The following is an 18367-nucleotide window of genomic DNA, read 5'->3' as shown; positions in this document are numbered from 1 at the left end:
CGCCGCTTAGCGGGTGGACGCCGCGCCATCAACCTCGAACGCAGTGTCGGCGCCATGGCAAGACGGCGCTGTGTCGTGGATATGGCGGTTCAGCCCGGCGCGCCCGACCATTCGACGCGGTCGCCCTCGGCAATGCCGAGTTCCCCGGCACGCCCGCCGATGATCTCGAGCACCGCGCCGACGGGTTCGCCCGACGGAATCGGCGTTTCGGAGAAGGGGATCGTGTTCTCGGCGATCCGCGCGATCGTCCGGTCGGCGCGGATATAGATGATGTCGAGCGGGCTCGGCGTGTTCTTCATCCAGAAACTCGCCTCGCGCGGCCCGCTGCCGTCGGTCGGATAGGGCCAGAACAGCATGCCCCGATTCGGCTTGAGGTCGGTCCGGTACATCAGCCCACGGGCCTGTTCCGCCTCTGTCTTGGCGCTCTCGACGGTGAACACATGCGCGCCGTTCGCGCTGTGGATCGTCACGGCCAGCGTCGCGGCAGCCTGACCCGGTGCAGCACCGGTGCCCGTGCCGGTCGCAGTGCCCGCGACGGTAGCGTCTGGGGCGGCGGCGTCGCCCCCCCGGGCGTCGCCGTTCGAACACGCGCAGAGGCCGAGCGCCAGAAGCGCGGCGAAGACGGTCTTACTCATTACATATATCCCCGGTTGCGGCGGGCCGGTTACCACGCCGGCGCGGATCGCTCCACCGTGACGGCCAGCGGCCCCTTGCGACCGGTCACGATTCGGGCCTGCAACGGCTGATCCGGCTCGACGACGTCGATCCCCGCCCGCCGCAGCGTTTCCATATGGATGAACACGTCACTGTCGTCGCTTGCCCGTACCAGGAAGCCATAGCCCTTGAGCCGGTTGAACCACTTGACGACGACGGGTTCGAACGGGCCTGCGGCATCGATCAGCGCGACCGGATCGATCCGGTCGACCGGCGCCGCCGTGCCCGGTCGTACCGCCGTCTCCTCAACCGCGCCGCTCAGATCGATCGACAGGACCTCGCGCGCCTGGAAGCCACGCCCGCGCTGCACCGCGACCACGTCGACCCGCGCACCTTCGGGAAGGCTGCGCCGGCCATGCGGCTGGAGTACCGAGAAATGGATCAGGATATCGCCGATCGCCGTATCGTCCGCGACCGCGAAGCCGAAACCGCGCGTCACATCAAACCATTTGATGACCCCGCCGAGCACCAGCGGCTCCGCGACAGCCTGTTCCACGCCCTGCCCGATGTCCGGCACTGCGCGCGGTCCTGCAGCCGCCACCGCGTCCGGTACCGTGGCCGGCCTGTCCCCGTCATATTGCGCTTCACTACGCATCGTTACGCACCCCTGCACCTTGCTAGCACGCTTCGTCGCAGCCGCAACAACCTGCAATGCGTCTTCACTCAAAATCTGTCGTATCGATTGTTTCAGACGGGGACGCGGCAAGAATTTTGCGTGCCAGATCGAAACCGTGGCCGGCGCGCACCATCGCGCTGAGTTGTTTTTGCCGCAGCGAACGATTCTCGGCCCCGCCCCTGTCGCTATTGTCCGACCGGGCATACGGGCCCAGCCGCTTGCGCTTCGCATAGGCCAGCGCCGCATCGACGTCGCGCGCCGCGATTTCGGGCGCGAGCGCATCGGCATCAGCCTCGTCGATCCCCGCCTCGCGAAACGCACCTGCGACGCGCCGCGCGCCCAGGCCGCGGCGCTGCATCGCTGCCGCCCGCGCCTCGGCAAAGCCGCGATCGTCGATATAGCCGAGATCCGCCAGTCTTTGCGCCAGCCCTTCGGGATCGGGAGGCGGCACGGCCGGGCCGGTTTCGGGCGCCTCGACCCAGCCGCGCTCACGCACCTTGCGCCGTAGATAATCGCTCAGGCGGCCGCGCGTGGTCGCGAATCGTTCGACATAGCGCAGCGCCAACCCCTCCAGTCCCGCGGCATCCAGCGGTTTTGGCGGGCGTTTCTCCTGTCTTTCTCGGCGGCGATCCTGGGTCACGCCATCATTGTGCCACACTGGGATAGGATTTTGAACGCCACGACCGTGCATGGCTGGCCTTTGCACGGTCTCAAGCGGCGAATGTCCCCGGACAGGCCGCGACGTGGAAGACAGGACGCACATGACGATCGACACCTTTCAGACGACGGCGACGAACGGGCTGGTAAAGCCTGCGGTCGCACCGTCGGCCGATCCGATGCCGGCGCAGCGCACGGCGACCCCCACCGCGGACACGCTGCCGCGCCGCTTCGCCGACTTCGCGACACTTGGCGAGGCGCTGGACTATGCGGCGACGGGGCAGCGCGGCCTCAACTTCCATGACGCGCGCGGTACGCTCAGCCAGCCCTATCCCTATGCGACGCTGCGCCGGGACGCGCTGGCGATGGCGGATCGGCTGATCGCCGCCGGCGTCGCGCCTGCCGACCGCATCGCGCTGGTCGCCGAGACCGGCCCAGAATTCGCCGCGTTGTTCTTCGGTGTCGTCTATGCGGGCGCCTGGCCAGTGCCGCTGCCCCTGCCGACGTCGTTCGGCGGCCGCGATTCCTATATCGAACAGCTCCGCGTCCAGCTTTCGAGCTGCGATCCCAAGATGCTGATCTTTCCGCCGGAGCTCGCGCAGATGGCGAGCGAGGCGGCGCGTCTGGCGGGCACGCACGGGATCGACTGGTCCGAATTCGCGACCCGCGAAGCCCCCGCCGCCACTCTGCCCGAGGCACGTCCCGACGACATCGCCTATCTGCAATATTCGAGCGGCTCGACGCGGTTCCCGCACGGCGTCGTCATCACGCACGAGGCTCTGCTCAACAATCTCGCCGCGCACAGCCACGGCATGGAAGTCTGCGACACCGACCGGTGCGTGTCCTGGCTGCCCTGGTATCATGACATGGGGCTGGTCGGCTGCTTCCTGTCGCCGATCGCCAACCAGGTCTCGACCGATTACCTCAAGACCGAGGATTTCGCGCGCCGTCCGCTCGCCTGGCTCGATCTCATCAGCCGCAACACCGGCACCACGCTCAGCTATTCGCCGACCTTCGGCTATGACATCTGCGCGCGCCGCATGTCGTCGCAGACCAAGGCGAGCGACCGGTTCGACCTGTCGCGCTGGCGCGTCGCGGGCAATGGCGCCGACATGATCCGCCCCGACGTGATGCAGTCGTTCGTCGACGCCTTTGCCGACGCCGGGTTCCAGGCCTCCGCCTTCCTACCCAGCTACGGCCTCGCCGAGGCGACACTGGCGGTATCGCTGATGCCACCGGGCGAGGGGATCCGCGTCGAGCTGGTCGAGGAAACTCAGTTGTCGGGCGGCGCGCGTGGTGAGGATCGTCCGCAGCGCTACCGGGCGATCGTCAATTGCGGCAAGCCGGTGCGCGACATGACGATCGAGATCCGCGAAGAGGACGGCACGCCCCTCCCCGAGCGCGCGATCGGCAAGGTCTGGTGCAAGGGCAAGTCGGTGATGGTCGGCTATTTCCGCGACGATGCCGCCACCGCGGCGTGCATGTCCGATGGCTGGCTCGATACCGGCGACATGGGCTATATGTCGGATGGCTATATCTACATCGTCGGCCGGGCGAAGGACATGATCATCGTCAACGGCAAGAACCACTGGCCGCAGGACATCGAATGGGCGGTCGAGCAGCTCCCCGGGTTCAAGGCGGGCGACATCGCCGCGTTCGCAATCACAACCCCGGGAGGCGAGGAAACCCCCGCCGTCCTCGTCCAGTGCCGCAGCTCCGACGAGGGTGAACGCCTGCGCCTGCGCGACGAGATCCGCGAACGCGTCCGCTCGGTGACGGGCATGAACTGCGTGATCGAGCTGATCCCTCCCCGCACGCTGCCGCGCACCTCGTCGGGCAAGCTCAGCCGCGCCAAGGCGCGCAACCTGTACCTGAGCGGCGACATCAAGCCCTATGACATCGCTGCCTGACGTTGCCTGCCCCGCCGCACCGTCCCGCCAGTGCGGCGGGACGGTCGCGGCCCCTGCCCCCGACCCGGTTATTTTTCACAACGCGGGGGATGGGAACGTTGCGATAACCAACGTGCATTAAGCCCGGCGGTGTGAACAGCCAGTCGCCTTCCGGATCCGATACGCCCTCGCCGACCATGCCGGCGCGTACACGAATGTCGACGCATCACATGCCCATCGACATGCGTGCGCTGCTCGCGCTGTCGGAAGGGTGCGATCCCAGGGAATGGGGCCGGCTTCGCGCGGCGCAGCTCGACGCCGGCCGGCAACTCGCCTGGTTCGCCCTCGCCGCCAACCTGCTCGCGACCGCCGTCTGTGCCGCATTGCTCTATCCCCGGATGCCGTTCTGGCAGGTCACGTCATGGTCGACGCTCCTGATCGCCGGCACCGTGTGGGTGACCATCCGCCGCCGCCTCGCTCCCTCGCGCGCTGCCGGGCATGGCGGCAGGACAGATATCCGGGCAACCTTGTGGGAGGGCGGCAGCCTTGCTCTGGCCTGGTCGGTCATCCCGGTTTTCTTCTGCCCACAAGTCCCGGTCGCGACGAGCATCGGGCTCGGGCTCACGCTGATGATCGTGATGACGGGGGCAGCCTTCGCGATGGCACCGCTGCCGCTCGCCACGCTCATGTTCATCGGCACGCTCGGGTTCGTATCGTTCGTCCAGCTCATGCTGATGCACGCGGGTGCGATCGCCGGGGGGGTGCTCGCCTTCACGCTGTTGCTGATGACCGCCTGCCTCAGCCGGACGCGCGCGCTGGTCACGATCCACAATGCGCAGGCGGTGCTCGACGAACGCGACGAGACGATCAGCGTGCTCCTGCTCGAGTTCGAGGAAAGCGCAGCCGAATGGCTGTGGGAGACCGACGCGACACGACGCGTCATCCGGCCCAGCGCCCGCTTCGCGCGGGCGTGCGGTCGCGCGCCGGCGGATATCGACGGCATGCCGATCCTCCAGCTGCTGGCCGGACCATCCTGGGACAGCGGCACGTTCGCGGCAGGCCTGCGCGCGCTTGCCGAAAAGCTGCGCAACCGGGACAGCTTCGTCAACCTGAGACTGCCGATCCGCTTCACCGAACAGGAGCGCTGGTGGCAACTGGCCGCCGCGCCGCGTTACGACGACCGCGGAATATTCTGCGGTTTCCGCGGCGTCGGCGCGGATGTCACGGATCAGCGCGCCTCCGCGGACAAGATCAACCGCATGGCGCGCTTCGACACGTTGACCGGGCTGCCCAACCGCCGGCTGATCACCGAAACGCTGTCCGACGCGATGATCGCGGCGGAGGCCTGTGGCGGACGCTGCGCGTTCATGATGCTTGATCTCGACCGGTTCAAGGCGGTCAACGACACGCTCGGCCACCCGGTCGGCGACCGGCTGCTGTGCCAGGTCGCGGAACGGCTCGGCCATATGATGAGCGCGAACGAATCCTGCGGGCGGCTTGGCGGCGACGAGTTCGCGCTCGTCGTCCGCGACGCCAGCGATACGGGCGCGGTCGAGGAGCTCGCCGGACGCATCATCACCGCATTGTCGCGGCCCTACGACGTCGATCACTATACGCTGCATATCGGCGCCAGCATCGGGCTTGCCTTCGGGCCGCGCGACGGGCGCACGTCGGAGATGTTGATCCGGTCCGCCGATCTGGCGCTCTATCGCGCAAAGGATGCCGGTCGCGGCGTGTTTCGCGTCTACGAGCCCGCGCTTTACGTCCAGGCGGAGGAGCGGCGGGTGCTCGAAATCGCGCTGCGCGGCGCACTCGATCGGGGTGAGATGTCCCTCGCCTATCAGCCGATCATCGACACGCAGGGCGGCATGCTGCGCGGCTTCGAGGCGCTGCTGCGCTGGGAAAGCCCGGAGTTCGGCATGGTCCCGCCGTCCCGCTTCATCCCGCTCGCCGAAGACGCACGGATCATCGCGCAGATCGGCGCCTGGGTCCTGCGCACCGCCTGCGCCGAAGCCGCAAGTTGGCCCGAGGGTCTGCGCATCGCCGTCAACGTGTCGCCGGTCCAGCTGCAGAATGACGGTTTCGTCACGACCGTCGCGACCGTGCTTGCCGACAGCGGACTATCGGCCGACCGGCTCGAGCTCGAGGTTACCGAGGGCGTCTTCCTGCGCGAGGATCGTGGCGCGACGACGACCCTCGCGCGTATTCTCGACCTTGGCGTACGCCTGAGCCTCGACGATTTCGGTATTGGCCACTCGTCGCTGGGCTATCTCAGCCGCACCCGTTTTTCCTCGATCAAGATCGACGGCAGCTTCGTCCGCGCCGCAGCGCGCGGCGGCCGCGAGGCGCTGGCGATCATCCGCGCGGTGGTCGCGCTCGCGCAAAGCCTCGACATCGCGACCATCGCGGAAGGGGTGGAGACGCAGGACGAGCGTCAGCTTGTCGCGGCGCTTGGCTGCACGCACGCGCAAGGCGATCTGTTCGGCCGCGCCCTCCCCGTCACCGAAACCCGCACGCTGGCAGAGCGCGACTGGACCGACTCAGCCGCGGCCTGACGTCGCGATGTCGCATCAGCCGAGCATCCCGGCATCGCTCTGCAGCGGCGGCGGCGGGATCACCCGGGCCAGACCACCCCCGACGACGACCAGCGCGCACATGCTGATCTGCATGGACCTGCGCCGGTCGTCTACCCAATCAGCGCCAGAACGCTTTCCGGTCGAGCAACGCCGAGTGCGCCGCGGCAGCGCGGTCGAGCCGCTTGGCGTGCTTGCGATCGTCGACCAGCGCCGCTTCATTGTCCTCCATCCCCAGCCGGGCGAGGATCGCCGGCACCGTTGCCGCGTCGTTCAGCGTCCCGAGCCGGTCCTGCAGCGTTTCGAGCGTCGAGACGAACTTGGCCTGCCGCTTTTGCCGCACCGCGTCGGCGAACAGGTCCGCGAAGAATTCCGTCGCATAGCGCAGCGTCTTGGCGTCCTTGCGGATCGCATGACGCTCGTCGTCCGTCAGCAGCGCGAGCGATGGCGCGTCAATCTTGAGCGCCTTGCGTCGCTTGCGGAGCGCCGCCGCTGCAAATTCGCGGGCGGGCGCGTCGCGCACCTCCCGCGTCGCGTCCGCCGTCGACCAGTCGCCGACCGCAAGCCACTGCGTCAGATCGAGCATCACCGCCCGCACGCGCGACGACGCCAGCGCCACATCGACCTCGTCATAGGCCAGACCGCGCGCCGCCTCGATCCGGTCAAAGACATCCCCCGCGCCCAGCTTCGCCGCCGCCATGTCCGCCAGCACGTCGAGATCGCGCGCCTGCCCCAGCGTCTGCGCCAGCCAGCGCAGCTCGGACCGGAAATGCGCCGTCTGCTCGCGTCCCAGCACGCGCTTGAACAGCCCGAGCGCGGCACGTGTCCGCCGCAACGCGACACGCGCCTGGTGCAGCGCCTCCGGCGCCCGCGTCTCGAGCAGGATCGTCTCGTTCAGCCGATAATGCCGCAGGCAGGCGCCAAGAACCGTCCGGAGCGCCTCGATCGTCGTCGCGTCGCCATCGAGCGATACCGGCTCGGCCTTGAAGGCGCGACGCACTGGCCCGGTCAGCCCGTAACCGCGCTCGGACTTGGTCACGACGCCGAGCCGCAGCGGCACCATATCCGCGATCCGGCGGGCCAGCGTGAACAGCGCGGTCGGATCGCCGCGCTTAAGTTCGATCTCGACTTCGCAGACCGGCGACTGACGCTCGCCGACCCGGACCATCCCGCGGTCCAGCACGAGCTCGATCTCCGCCCCGTTCTCGCTGATCTCCCAGCTGCGTCGTTCGACCGACACGGTGAAGGCCGGCGCGAGCCGTTCGGCGGTCCCGTCGAGCAGCGCGAAGACCGGCGTGGTGTCGTCGAGACGCGGACGATCGTCCGTGACCGGCCGTTCCCATTCGGGGCGTGAAAACAGCCCGGCGCCCTTTGCCGGGTCGATCTTGATCGTCTGGATCCGCGTATCGCCCGCGCGCCGGATCCGCAGCGACGCGCCGTGCCCCCGCAGCGTTTGCTCGGGCGTGTCGAAATAGATCGCCTCGAGCATCGTGGTATGGGTCGCGTCATCCGACGGCAGTTCGCGCGCGACCCGGTCCGCGGCCTCCGCCGTCAGGACGAGCTTCAATTCGACTTCCTGCATCATCCCAGTGTCCGATCTGCGTTATCCTTACCATAACGCATATCGGCGATAGAGGGCACAACCGGATTTGCCCGCTGCGGCTAGCTCGACAGCTGGTCGCGACCGTCATGGACGGTACGGATGATGCTGCTGACGCTGACCGGGGGCGTCGGGATGTGCAGCGCCTGGGTCGGCGTACCGATCACCGCCGCGCGGGCACGCAGGCTGGATTTCAGGAACAGCGTCTCCGATGCGAGGAAACGGCGCGGCGTCGTGCCGAGGAACGTCGTCGCGTCGCGCAGGAAATGGGAGGCGTCGAAATAGCTGCTGTCGATCGCCGAATAATCGACATGGCCATCGGGCCGGATCAGCCGGATGAACGACCGCAGGAAGCGCGCGCGCCGCAACAGCATCTTGGGCAGCATGCCGAAATGGCGGGTGGCGAGCCGCCTGAGCGCGTGCGTCTCGATCCCCAGCCGGTCGGCGACATCCTGCATCTCGATCACCCCGTCGGTCACCGTCAGCGCGGCGAACGCACGGATCAGTTCCTCCTGCGGGTGCCGGCGCTGGAACAGCGGTTCCAGCACGTCGTCGAGGAACGGCTTGATCATGGCATCGTCGGACAGCGCGTCGAGCCCCGTCGTCAGCCGGCGCGACACCTCCGGACCGAGCAGCGTCTCGAGCGGCACGATGCGGTTGCGGAAGTCGCCCGCCAGCCGCGACGTCATCCGGGACCAGCCGATCGCGCTGATTCCGATCCCGACCGCGACGCCGCCATGTGTGACGGTGCGAAACGCGCGGCTGGTCGGGCCGTAGAGACTGGCGCGCTCGAGCGGCCCGAACCGGTGATTGCCGATCGCCACGGTGATCGGCCCCGCATCCGCCAGAATAGAAATCATAACTGGTGCAGGTAGATACCAGTTGACGAGCGGGTTGCGATCACTGGCCGAATAGATCGCATATCCGGTCAGGCATTCGGCAAGGCTTGCCTGGGGCAAGTCATACCGCATCTGCATTCCCGGTGGCATCGCAAATTTTTCCGGCGATACACCCGGAGAGTGTGTTCCACCAAAAACTTGATCTACGTTCATACCATCCACTCGTTTCTGTACGGAAGTATCCGCGCGATTGCGGCCTATGGCTATACTGCTTTGCAGCGAAACGCTAGTTGTCCTATCATTTCTCCTAGTATTGATTGGCTTCAATACTTTGCCCGTTCTTCGCCGGGTCTCGACATTGAAGACCGGCCCCCGCCGCCGCCGTCCCGATGATGGACGTCGCGCTCGCGCCGCCTCGCGCGGCACAGCAGGGATGCGGGATTGATGGGGTTGACACTGGTATCGGCATCGCTTCTCGGTGCCGCCGAACCCATCAGGAAAGAACAGCGATGACAGTGATCGTAACCGGCGCCGCCGGCTTCATCGGCATGCATGTCGCGGACGCGTTGCTGGCACGTGGCGAAACGGTGTTCGGCATCGACGAATGCAACGCCTATTACGACCCCGCGCTCAAGGCGGCGCGGCTCGCCTATCTGCGTGACCGGCACGGCGCGGCCTTCACCTTCGCCAAGCTCGATTTCGCGGACACGCCCGCGCTCGACGCGGCGGTGGCAGGCCTCGACATCGACCGGATCGTCCATCTCGGTGCGCAGGCCGGCGTCCGCTATTCGATCGAGAATCCGATGGCCTATGCCCGGGCCAATCTGGTCGGGCATCTCAACATCCTCGAACTCGCGCGCGCACGGCAGGTCCGGCACCTGGTCTACGCCTCGTCCTCGTCGGTCTATGGCGGCAATGACAGCGTGCCCTTCCGCGTCGAGGATCGCACCGACCGCCCGCTGTCGCTCTATGCCGCGACGAAGAAGTCGAACGAGCTGATGAGCGAAAGCTACGCGCATCTCTATCGCCTGCCGCAGACCGGGCTGCGCTTCTTCACCGTCTACGGCCCCTGGGGTCGTCCCGACATGATGATGTGGATCTTCACCAAGGCGATCCTCGCCGGCGAGCCCATTCCGGTGTTCAACGCAGGGCGGATGGAACGCGACTTCACCTATATCGACGACATCGTCGCCGGCATCGTCGCCGCGCTCGATGCGCCGCCTGCGGATGACGGCCAGGCGAAGCCCGGCGGCAGCATGGGGCCGCACCGCGTCTACAATATAGGCAACAGTCGCGCCGAACAGCTCGGCGAGGTCATCGACGTGCTCGAGCAGGCGATCGGTCGCAAGGCGATCCGCCAGGACCTGCCGATGCAGGCGGGCGATGTCGTGCGCACCTGCGCCGATGTCAGCGCGATCGGCAACGATCTCGGCTTCGCCCCCACCACCAGCATCACCGAGGGCGTGCCACGCTTCATCCGATGGTATCGCGACTATCACGGCGTCTAGGCGTTATGATCGCCGAGACCGAACCCCGAGCCCACCCTTTCGATGCACGGAGCAGCCCGATGACCGACGCCCCGACCTATACCCCCCCGGCAATCTGGACCTGGAACCGCGACAATGGCGGCCGGTTCGCCGCGATCAACCGGCCGGTCGCCGGATCGACGCATGACAAGGATCTGCCGGTCGGGCGGCACCCGCTGCAGCTCTATTCGCTCGGCACGCCGAACGGGGTGAAGGTCACGATCATGCTCGAGGAGCTGCTCGCGCTCGGCCATGCCGGCGCCGAATATGACGCCTGGCTGATCCGGATCAACGAAGGCGACCAGTTCGGCAGCGGCTTTGTCGAGATCAATCCCAATTCCAAGATCCCGGCGCTCATGGATCGCAGCGGCACGACGCCGCTGCCGATCTTCGAATCCGGCGCGATCCTGATGCATCTCGCAGAGAAATTCGGCGCGTTCCTGCCGACCGAACCGGCAGCGCGCGCGACCTGCCTGTCCTGGCTGTTCTGGCAGGTCGGCAGCGGCCCGTTCGTCGGCGGCGGCTTCGGCCATTTCTACGCCTATGCGCCGGTCAAGATCGAGTATGCGATCGACCGGTTCGCGATGGAGGCCAAGCGCCAGCTCGACGTGCTCGACCGCCGGCTCGCCGACAGCGCGTATCTGGCCGGCGCCGCCTATACGATCGCCGACATGGCCGCCTGGCCCTGGTACGGGGCACTGGTCCAGGGCCAGCTTTACGACGCCGGTGAGTTCCTCCAGGTCCAGGACTATCCGAACGTGAAGCGCTGGGCGGATGCGATCGGCGCACGCCCCGCGGTTCAGCGTGGCCGCATGGTCAACCGCGTCATGGGCGATCCCGCGAGCCAACTCCACGAACGCCATGATGCCACGGATTTTGCGACCCGTACACAGGACAAGTTAAGCCCGCCATCATGAATGGCGCTATAAATGCTGTGGTGCAGCATTACTGAAAACATTGCGCGCGATTAGTGTATTTGGAGAAGTTTGCCTAAGTTTTCCATTTATTTGCAACTTTATCTCCCAGCTCCCGTTCCTTGAACCGTTGTGCACACAGGATCGCCCGCCAGAGGCGATCGAGGCCGACCGTGTGCCGACGTGCCTGGTTCAGGGAGATGAAGCCAATGACCCAATCAACCCATCTGATCGATGCCCTCGATGCCCGTGTCGAACGGCGCAACGACCGGCGCGAGTTCTTCAAAAACGCACTTGGTGCGGCTGCGATGACGGCAGCCGGAGCGACCGCTCTGTCCCTCTCGAGCTCCGCCGCGGCACAGTCGGTGACCGATGCCGACGTCCTGAACTTCGCGCTCAATCTCGAATATCTCGAGGCGCAATTCTACTCCTATGCGGCCTATGGCACGGGGCTCGATAACGCCCTGCTGACCGGCAGCGGTACGCAGGGTGCGGTTCGTGGCGGCCGCAAGGTCGCGTTCACCGATCCTATCGTCGAGCAATATGCACGCGAGATCGCACAGGACGAGATCGCGCATGTCAGGTTCCTGCGCACCGCGCTTGGTAGCTCGACCGTGTCGCAGCCGGTGATCGACGTCAGCGTCTCGCCGACCAGCGCCTTCTCGGTCGCCGCGCAGGCCGCCGGGCTCGTGCCTGCCGGCACCGCGTTCGATCCCTATGGCTCGGACGAGGCGTTCCTGCTCGGCGCGTTCATCTTCGAGGATGTCGGCGTCACCGCCTACAAGGGTGCCGCCCCCTTGCTCACGAACAAGACGTTTCTCGATGCTGCGGCCGGCCTGCTCGCGGTCGAGGCCTATCATGCCGCGATCGTCCGCACGACGCTGTACGGCAAGGGTATCGATGTGCCGTCGTTGCGGACCTCCGCCGACGCCATTTCGCGCGCGCGCGACAGCCTCGACGGCGGTGGCGCCAACACGACGATCTTCGGCGCGAACGATATCGACCAGGGCATCTCGTCCTACAGCGCGACGCCGATCAACCTGTCCGCCACCCAGGCGGCGGTGACCGTGTCGAACATCGTGCCGCTCGACGCCGACGGTGTCGCCTATAGCCGCTCGGTGAGCCAGGTGCTCAACATCGTGTACCTGAACAGTGGCGCAGTGGCCGCAGGCGGGTTCTTCCCGGCAGGCATGAACGGCAACATCAAGACGAGCACCGCAGCAGCCTGAACCGCTTCAGCTCTGCCGTCAGCTTTCTTTGCTATTCAGGGGATTAACCCAATGACCGACCTCAATACCAAGCTCGAAATATTCGACGCCATCGCCACCCGGCGCAACGAACGCCGCGGTTTCCTGCGCTTTGCCGGTGGCAGTGCGCTTGCCGTCGGCGGTGCCTCGCTGCTCGCGGCCTGCGGCAACGACGATGCCGATCTGGCGCCGTCACCGACGCCCACGCCGACACCCGCAACGGGATCCGCCATTACCGATGCCGACGTGCTGAACTTCGCGCTCAACCTCGAATATCTCGAGGCGCAGTTCTACGCATTCGCGACGTTCGGCGTTGGCCTCAACGCCAGCCTGCTGACGGGTACCGGGACTCAGGGCGCCGTGACGGGTGGCCGACAGGTGCCGTTCCAGGACGCGATCGTCCGTGAATATGCGCGCGAAATCGCCATCGACGAAGTCGCGCACGTCGCCTTCCTGCGCAGGGCACTCGGCACTGCCGCAGTCGCACAGCCTGCACTGGACATCTCTGCCGGCACCGCGGCTGCGCCGGGCGCCTTCACCTTGGCCGCACGTGCGGCAGGGGTCGTTCCGTCCACGGGCGTGTTCGACCCCTATGCCGACGACAACAGCTTCCTCCTCGGCGCGTTCATCTTCGAGGATGTCGGCGTCTCGGCGTACAAGGGCGGCGCAACGCTGATCGGCAACAAGACCTATCTCGAAGCGGCCGCCGGCATCCTCGCGGCAGAGGCGTATCACGCCGGCCTGATCCGCACGATCCTGTATCGCAAGGGACTGCAGACGCCTTCGTTGCGCATTGCAGCCGGCCAGATCAGTGACGCACGCGACAGCCTGGACGGCACCGTCACCAACGCCACGACGGGCATCATCGGCGACATCGATCAGGGCATCACCGGCACCGACCCGACCGTGTCGAACATCGTCCCGACCGACGCCAACGGCCTGGCGTTCAGCCGGTCGGTCGCACAGGTGCACAACATCGCCTATTTGACCAACACCGCAAAGATCGGCGGGGGCTTCTTCCCCAACGGCACCAACAACCGCACCGATGCACTGCGGACCAGCGGCGCCAACGCGTGATCGTCGTCACGAACTGAAACAGGACAACCTGGGCCGCGGCGTACATTGGGCGCGTCGCGGCCCCTCGTTTGGGGAACGACCATGAAGCATTCCATGAAACTGACCACGCTCGCCGGCCTCGCCGTTGCGGGCCTTTTTGCCGTTCCGGCCGCCGCGCAGGAAACCACCGAAGATCGTCCGTTCTCGGGTGTCTATATCGGCGCAGCCGGTGGGTATGACGTGCAGGGCAACGACGTCGGCTCGTCGATCCTGTTCGACCGCAACGGCGACGGTACTTTCGGCGACAGCGTCAACACCATCACCGGCGCCAACGCCTTCTCGCCGGGCTTCTGCAACGGCTCGGCGCGTACCGGTGCTGCGGCTTCCGGCTGCCGTAACGACGACGATGGTTGGGCCTATTATGGTCGTGCCGGCCTCGACGTTCAGCGTGGCAACATCGTCGTCGGTGTCGTCGGCGAATTCGGCACGAGCGACATCACCGACAGCACTTCGGGCTTCTCGACCACGCCTGCGAGCTACACGATGGCGCGCAAACTGAAATGGGAAGCGTCCGCCCGCGGCCGTCTGGGCTACGCGGTCAACACCACGCTGTTCTACGGCACGTTCGGTGCAGGCTATGCCAAGATCGACAATCTGTTCTTCACGACGAACACGGCGAACGCGTTTTCGGCGACCGGTTCGAAGAACCAGTGGGGCATTCTCGGCGGCGGCGGCATCGAGCAGAAGCTGACCAAGAACATCTCGATCGGCATGGAGTATATGTTCCACCAGTATCAGGATGACGACGCGCGCGTTCGCGTGACGGCGGGCACGGCACTGGCCGGCAGCCCGGTTCTGCTGGCGAACAATCCGTTCCTGATCGCGCCAAACACCAGCGGCACCGATTTCCGCCGCAGCGACGAGAAGTTCCGCTGGCACAGCCTGCGCGCCACGGCGGCGTTCCGGTTCTGAGCCTATGCGCTGCCAGCATCGCATGATGCTGGCAGCGTAGAGCGTCCGGCGAGCCTAGAGCCCCTCGCCGCCGACCCACTGTGCATTCGACAGGCGTCGTGCCAGATCCCAGCTCTGCTGCCGGATATCGGGGACCGCGACGACCTCCCACAGCCCCCCGCGGGTCATCGGCCCGATACAGTGAAGCCGCTGTTCGGCATGCCCGTCGCGGCCGATCGCCTGCGACTGCGCATCGACATCGACCCCCAGGCGAAGCGGATCGGGCCGGATCGCCCCGTCGGCGATCAAATGCCGGATCAGCGGCTCGCTCGATCGCATCAGGTCGCCCTGCGGCCCGGTACAGTTCACGATCCGCGCCGCCCGCGTGACGACCGCCTGGTCCGAACCGCGCGGCCGCCAGCTTAGATCCACAGCATCACCGGCTGCCGCGGCCGACACGATCTTCCCCGCTGCGAACCGGAGCCGCCCGGTCGAGACCAGCGCATCGACCCGGTCCGCGACCTCCGGCGCCAGCCGATGCCGGTGGACGTCCCAATAGGGTCGCGCGTGCCGCAGGAACCGTGCGCGCTGCGACGTCGGCGCGGCAGCCCAGAGCATCTGGGTCACGGGGCGAAGCTCGTCGACCGCCGCGCGCCAGCCATCCGCCTTGGCACGGTTGCGGACATGCCGGACGATCGCCGACAAATCCCCCTGCGGCTTGTCGAGGACCCGCGCGGGCGGCGCGCCATCGACATGCCGCCGCGGCGACAGCCCACGCCGCGACACCGCCAGGATCTGCCCCGAAAATCCGCCGGCATCGAGCAGCAGCGCAGCGTCGATCGCGGTCAACCCGGTCCCGACCAGCACGACCGTGTCGTCCGGCCCGAGCCCCTCGCCAATGTCCGAGGCCCAGGGATCCGCGCTATAGCGTCCGGGCGGAAGGTCGTCAGGGTTGAGCCCCGGCGGCGTGTGCGGCGGCAGGTTGCCGAGCGCCAGCACTGCGCTGTCCGCGGCAATCGCGCTGCCATCCGCCATCGTCACCGCAAGCCTGTCGGTGCTGGCGAGATCGATCGCGCACACCTCCCCTTGCGCAAGCACCAGCCGCCCCGCCGATTGCGCGATCGTCGCGTCGAGCATCTCACGCAGATACAGGCCGTAGGTCGTGCGCGGGACGAACGTCTTGCGGTCGCCGTCACCGCGCGCTTCTAGCCAGCGGACGAAATGGTCGGGATCGTCGGGGAGCGCGCTCATGTTGCCCGCGCGCACGTTGAGCAGGCCGCGCGCGAGCTGGCGCTGGCGCCGCTCGACGAGCGTCGCGCGCGGCCCGCCGTGCCGCATCAGGTTGATCGCCAGCAACGTGCCCGAAAATCCGCCCCCGACGATGACGACATGATCATCAGGTCCCGCGATACGTGTCATCCTGCCCCCATTTGCTGCGAAATCATCGTGCCCGCTCGATAGGCGCAAAGCGGCCCGGCGCACAGCCGGCACGCGCAACGCACGGGGAACATAGAAGGATTGCACAAACGACAGCGCTGTTGCACTTTCTCGTCCATGGCCTGCCGGTCCCGGTCTGGCCCTCCCCCGGAGATCGCCCTGTGAAATCGAAGTTCGCCGTTCTTGCCTCGCTGATCGCCATTGCCGCCGCCACGCCCGCCACCGCGCAGGACCTTCACGCCTGTATCGACGAGGCGTGCACGCTCGAATCGATCCTGCCGCAGGATGCGGCATCGGGCACGCCCGCAGCCGATGCGGCCGCCGCGACGCGCTATGGCCGCTGGGGCTTCGACCTTGCCGGCATGGACAAGAGCGTGAAGCCCGGCAACGACTGGTTCGACTATGTGAACGGCAGCTGGGTCAAGACAACGCAGATCCCGGCGGACCGCTCGTCCTACGGCGCCTTCGCGGTGCTGCGCGACCTGTCCGAGGCACGCATGCGTACGCTGGTCGAGGGCTACAAGCCCGGCGACGCCGCCAACCCTGATCGCGCCAAGGTCGCGACGCTCTACCAGGGCTTCATGGACGAAGCCGCGATCGAGCGTGCCGACGCCGCACCGCTGTTGGAGCGGCTCGCCCCGGTAAAGGCCGCGACGACGAAGGACGATGTCGCGGTGCTGATGGGCAAGTCGATGGGCGGGTTCGGCGCCAGCTTCTTCGGGCCTGGCGTCAATGACGACGCCAAGCAGCCCGATATCTACGCGCTGTATCTGCGCCAGTCGGGCCTCGGGCTCGGCGACCGCGACCTCTATCTCGATCCGAAATTCGCTCCGCAGGTCGTACGCTACCAGGCCTATGTCGCGCAGATGCTCGGCATGGCGAACTGGCCGAATGCGCAGGCCGCCGCGGCAAAGATCGTCGCGATGGAGACGCGGATCGCGCAGGCACACTGGACCCGCGCGCAGAGTCGCGACCGCGACAAGACCTACAACCCGATGACGCTCGCGCAGTTGCAGGCGCAGGCGCCCGGCTTCCCCTGGGCCAAGTTCTGGACCGCCGCCGGAATCGACAAGGCGAACCGCGCGATCGTCGCGCAGAACACCGCCTTCCCGAAGATCGCCGAGGTCTTCGCCACCACCGATCTCGACACGCTGAAGGCCTGGCAGGCGTTCCGCACCGCCGACGACATCGCGCCCCTGCTGTCGAAGCGGTTCGTCGACGCCAATTTCGACTTCCGTTCGAAATTCCTCAACGGCCAGCCGCAGCAGCGCGATCGCTGGAAGCGCGGGATCGGCGTTACCGAACGCGCGCTGGGCGAGGCGATCGGCCGCGATTACGTCGCACTCTATTTCCCGCCGGCGTCGAAGACCAAAATGGACGAACTCGTCGGAAACCTGCGGATCGCGCTGCGCGGGCGGATCGACGGCCTGCCCTGGATGGGTGCCGCGACCAAGCAGGAAGCGCAGGCCAAGCTCGCCAATTTCAGCGTGAAGGTCGGCTATCCCGACAAATGGCGTGACTATAGCGCGCTGCAAATCACCCCGGGCGACCTGATCGGCAATGTCGAACGCGCCGGGCGGTTCGAATGGGACTATCGCCGCAACCGCATGGGCGGCCCGGTCGACAAGGCCGAATGGGGCATGACCCCGCAGACCGTGAACGCCTATTACAACTCGGTGAAGAACGAGATCGTCTTCCCCGCCGCGATCCTCCAGCCGCCGTTCTTCGATCCGGATGCCGATCCCGCGGTCAATTATGGCGGCATCGGCGGCGTGATCGGGCACGAGATCAGCCACGGCTTCGACGACCAGGGTCGCAAGTCCGATGGCAAGGGCGTGCTACGCGACTGGTGGACCGCGCAGGATGCCGCCAAGTTCGAGGCGCAGGCGGTCAAGCTCGGCGCGCAGTACGAGGCCTATACGTTCGAGGGCCTGCCCGGCGTGCAAATCAACGGCCGCGCCTCGATGGGTGAGAATATCGGCGATCTCGGCGGCGTGCTGATCTCGCTCGACGCCTATCACACGTCACTCGGCGGCAAGCCCGCGCCGGTGCTCGACGGCTATAGTGGCGACCAGCGCTTCTTCCTCGGCTGGGGTCAGGTCTGGCGCACGCTGTTCCGCACCGAGGCACTGCGCCAGCAGCTCGTCAGCGATCCGCATTCGCCGGGGCAGATCCGTGCGATCAACCCGCTGCGCAACGTCGACGCCTGGTACAAGGCGTTCGACGTGAAGCCCGGCGACGCGCAGTATCTGGCGCCCGCGGACCGCGTCCGGATCTGGTAAGGCTGCAAGCCCGCCGCCGGACACAAAAAAACCCGGCGGCGGACCAAGGTCGGGGCGGCAGGGCTC

General features: G+C 66.8%; 14 protein-coding genes. 8 read left to right on the top strand and 6 right to left on the bottom strand.

The window, feature by feature from the left end:
- Window positions 1-89: 89 nt before the first annotated feature.
- The 3 genes from IFT54_RS05890 to IFT54_RS05880 form a co-directional block, all read right to left on the bottom strand.
- Window positions 90-635: a DUF192 domain-containing protein gene (locus tag IFT54_RS05890; RefSeq protein WP_192069944.1), complete on the bottom strand. Its 546-nt coding sequence runs from the start codon at window positions 633-635 to the stop codon at window positions 90-92.
- A gap of 29 nt (window positions 636-664) precedes the next feature.
- The gene (locus IFT54_RS05885) at window positions 665-1309 is read right to left on the bottom strand and encodes a cold shock domain-containing protein (RefSeq protein WP_192069943.1); all 645 of its coding nucleotides are present in this window, start codon (window positions 1307-1309) and stop codon (window positions 665-667) included.
- A 64-nt stretch (window positions 1310-1373) separates the two neighbouring features.
- Window positions 1374-2105 carry a regulatory protein RecX gene (locus tag IFT54_RS05880; protein ID WP_342354771.1) on the bottom strand — a complete coding sequence of 244 codons (732 nt, stop codon included), beginning with the start codon at window positions 2103-2105 and terminating at the stop codon, window positions 1374-1376.
- A gap of 61 nt (window positions 2106-2166) precedes the next feature.
- Between IFT54_RS05880 and IFT54_RS05875 the strand changes: the two genes are divergently transcribed.
- The gene (locus IFT54_RS05875; RefSeq protein WP_037528158.1) at window positions 2167-3897 is read left to right on the top strand and encodes a fatty acyl-AMP ligase; all 1731 of its coding nucleotides are present in this window, start codon (window positions 2167-2169) and stop codon (window positions 3895-3897) included.
- A gap of 209 nt (window positions 3898-4106) precedes the next feature.
- Window positions 4107-6431 (top strand): putative bifunctional diguanylate cyclase/phosphodiesterase, encoded by a 2325-nt coding sequence (locus tag IFT54_RS05870; RefSeq protein WP_244648624.1) that lies wholly within the window; start codon window positions 4107-4109, stop codon window positions 6429-6431.
- Window positions 6432-6570: 139 nt separating this feature from the next.
- Here IFT54_RS05870 and IFT54_RS05865 read toward each other — a convergent pair whose 3' ends face one another.
- Complete coding sequence (locus IFT54_RS05865) at window positions 6571-8034, bottom strand: CYTH and CHAD domain-containing protein (protein ID WP_192069941.1); 1464 nt, start codon at window positions 8032-8034, stop codon at window positions 6571-6573.
- A 77-nt stretch (window positions 8035-8111) separates the two neighbouring features.
- A complete protein-coding gene (locus IFT54_RS05860) occupies window positions 8112-9020 on the bottom strand; it encodes a helix-turn-helix domain-containing protein (protein WP_167396744.1) in 909 nt (302 codons plus the stop codon).
- A gap of 377 nt (window positions 9021-9397) precedes the next feature.
- Here IFT54_RS05860 and IFT54_RS05855 point away from each other — a divergent pair, with 377 nt between their 5' ends.
- The 5 genes from IFT54_RS05855 (at window position 9398) to IFT54_RS05835 (ending at window position 14603) form a co-directional block, all read left to right on the top strand.
- Window positions 9398-10396, top strand: a complete 999-nt coding sequence (locus IFT54_RS05855) for an NAD-dependent epimerase/dehydratase family protein (RefSeq protein WP_037528139.1) — start codon at window positions 9398-9400, stop codon at window positions 10394-10396.
- A 59-nt stretch (window positions 10397-10455) separates the two neighbouring features.
- Window positions 10456-11331: a glutathione-dependent disulfide-bond oxidoreductase gene (gene yghU / locus IFT54_RS05850; protein WP_031395473.1), complete on the top strand. Its 876-nt coding sequence runs from the start codon at window positions 10456-10458 to the stop codon at window positions 11329-11331.
- Window positions 11332-11537: 206 nt separating this feature from the next.
- Window positions 11538-12557: a ferritin-like domain-containing protein gene (locus IFT54_RS05845; protein ID WP_192069940.1), complete on the top strand. Its 1020-nt coding sequence runs from the start codon at window positions 11538-11540 to the stop codon at window positions 12555-12557.
- A gap of 51 nt (window positions 12558-12608) precedes the next feature.
- Window positions 12609-13652 carry a ferritin-like domain-containing protein gene (locus IFT54_RS05840; RefSeq protein WP_192069939.1) on the top strand — a complete coding sequence of 348 codons (1044 nt, stop codon included), beginning with the start codon at window positions 12609-12611 and terminating at the stop codon, window positions 13650-13652.
- 93 nt (window positions 13653-13745) lie between these two features.
- Window positions 13746-14603 carry an outer membrane beta-barrel protein gene (locus IFT54_RS05835; protein ID WP_192070141.1) on the top strand — a complete coding sequence of 286 codons (858 nt, stop codon included), beginning with the start codon at window positions 13746-13748 and terminating at the stop codon, window positions 14601-14603.
- Window positions 14604-14657: 54 nt separating this feature from the next.
- Here IFT54_RS05835 and IFT54_RS05830 read toward each other — a convergent pair whose 3' ends face one another.
- Window positions 14658-16001, bottom strand: a complete 1344-nt coding sequence (locus tag IFT54_RS05830; RefSeq protein WP_192069938.1) for an FAD/NAD(P)-binding protein — start codon at window positions 15999-16001, stop codon at window positions 14658-14660.
- Window positions 16002-16180: 179 nt separating this feature from the next.
- Between IFT54_RS05830 and IFT54_RS05825 the strand changes: the two genes are divergently transcribed.
- Window positions 16181-18301: a M13-type metalloendopeptidase gene (locus tag IFT54_RS05825; protein ID WP_192069937.1), complete on the top strand. Its 2121-nt coding sequence runs from the start codon at window positions 16181-16183 to the stop codon at window positions 18299-18301.
- Window positions 18302-18367: the final 66 nt, after the last annotated feature.

The sequence above is a fragment of the Sphingomonas sp. CFBP 13714 genome (assembly GCF_014842205.1).
In the GTDB taxonomy this organism is placed as follows: Bacteria; Pseudomonadota; Alphaproteobacteria; order Sphingomonadales; family Sphingomonadaceae; genus Sphingomonas; species Sphingomonas aerolata.
This window is presented reverse-complemented; position numbering and strand designations above follow the sequence as displayed.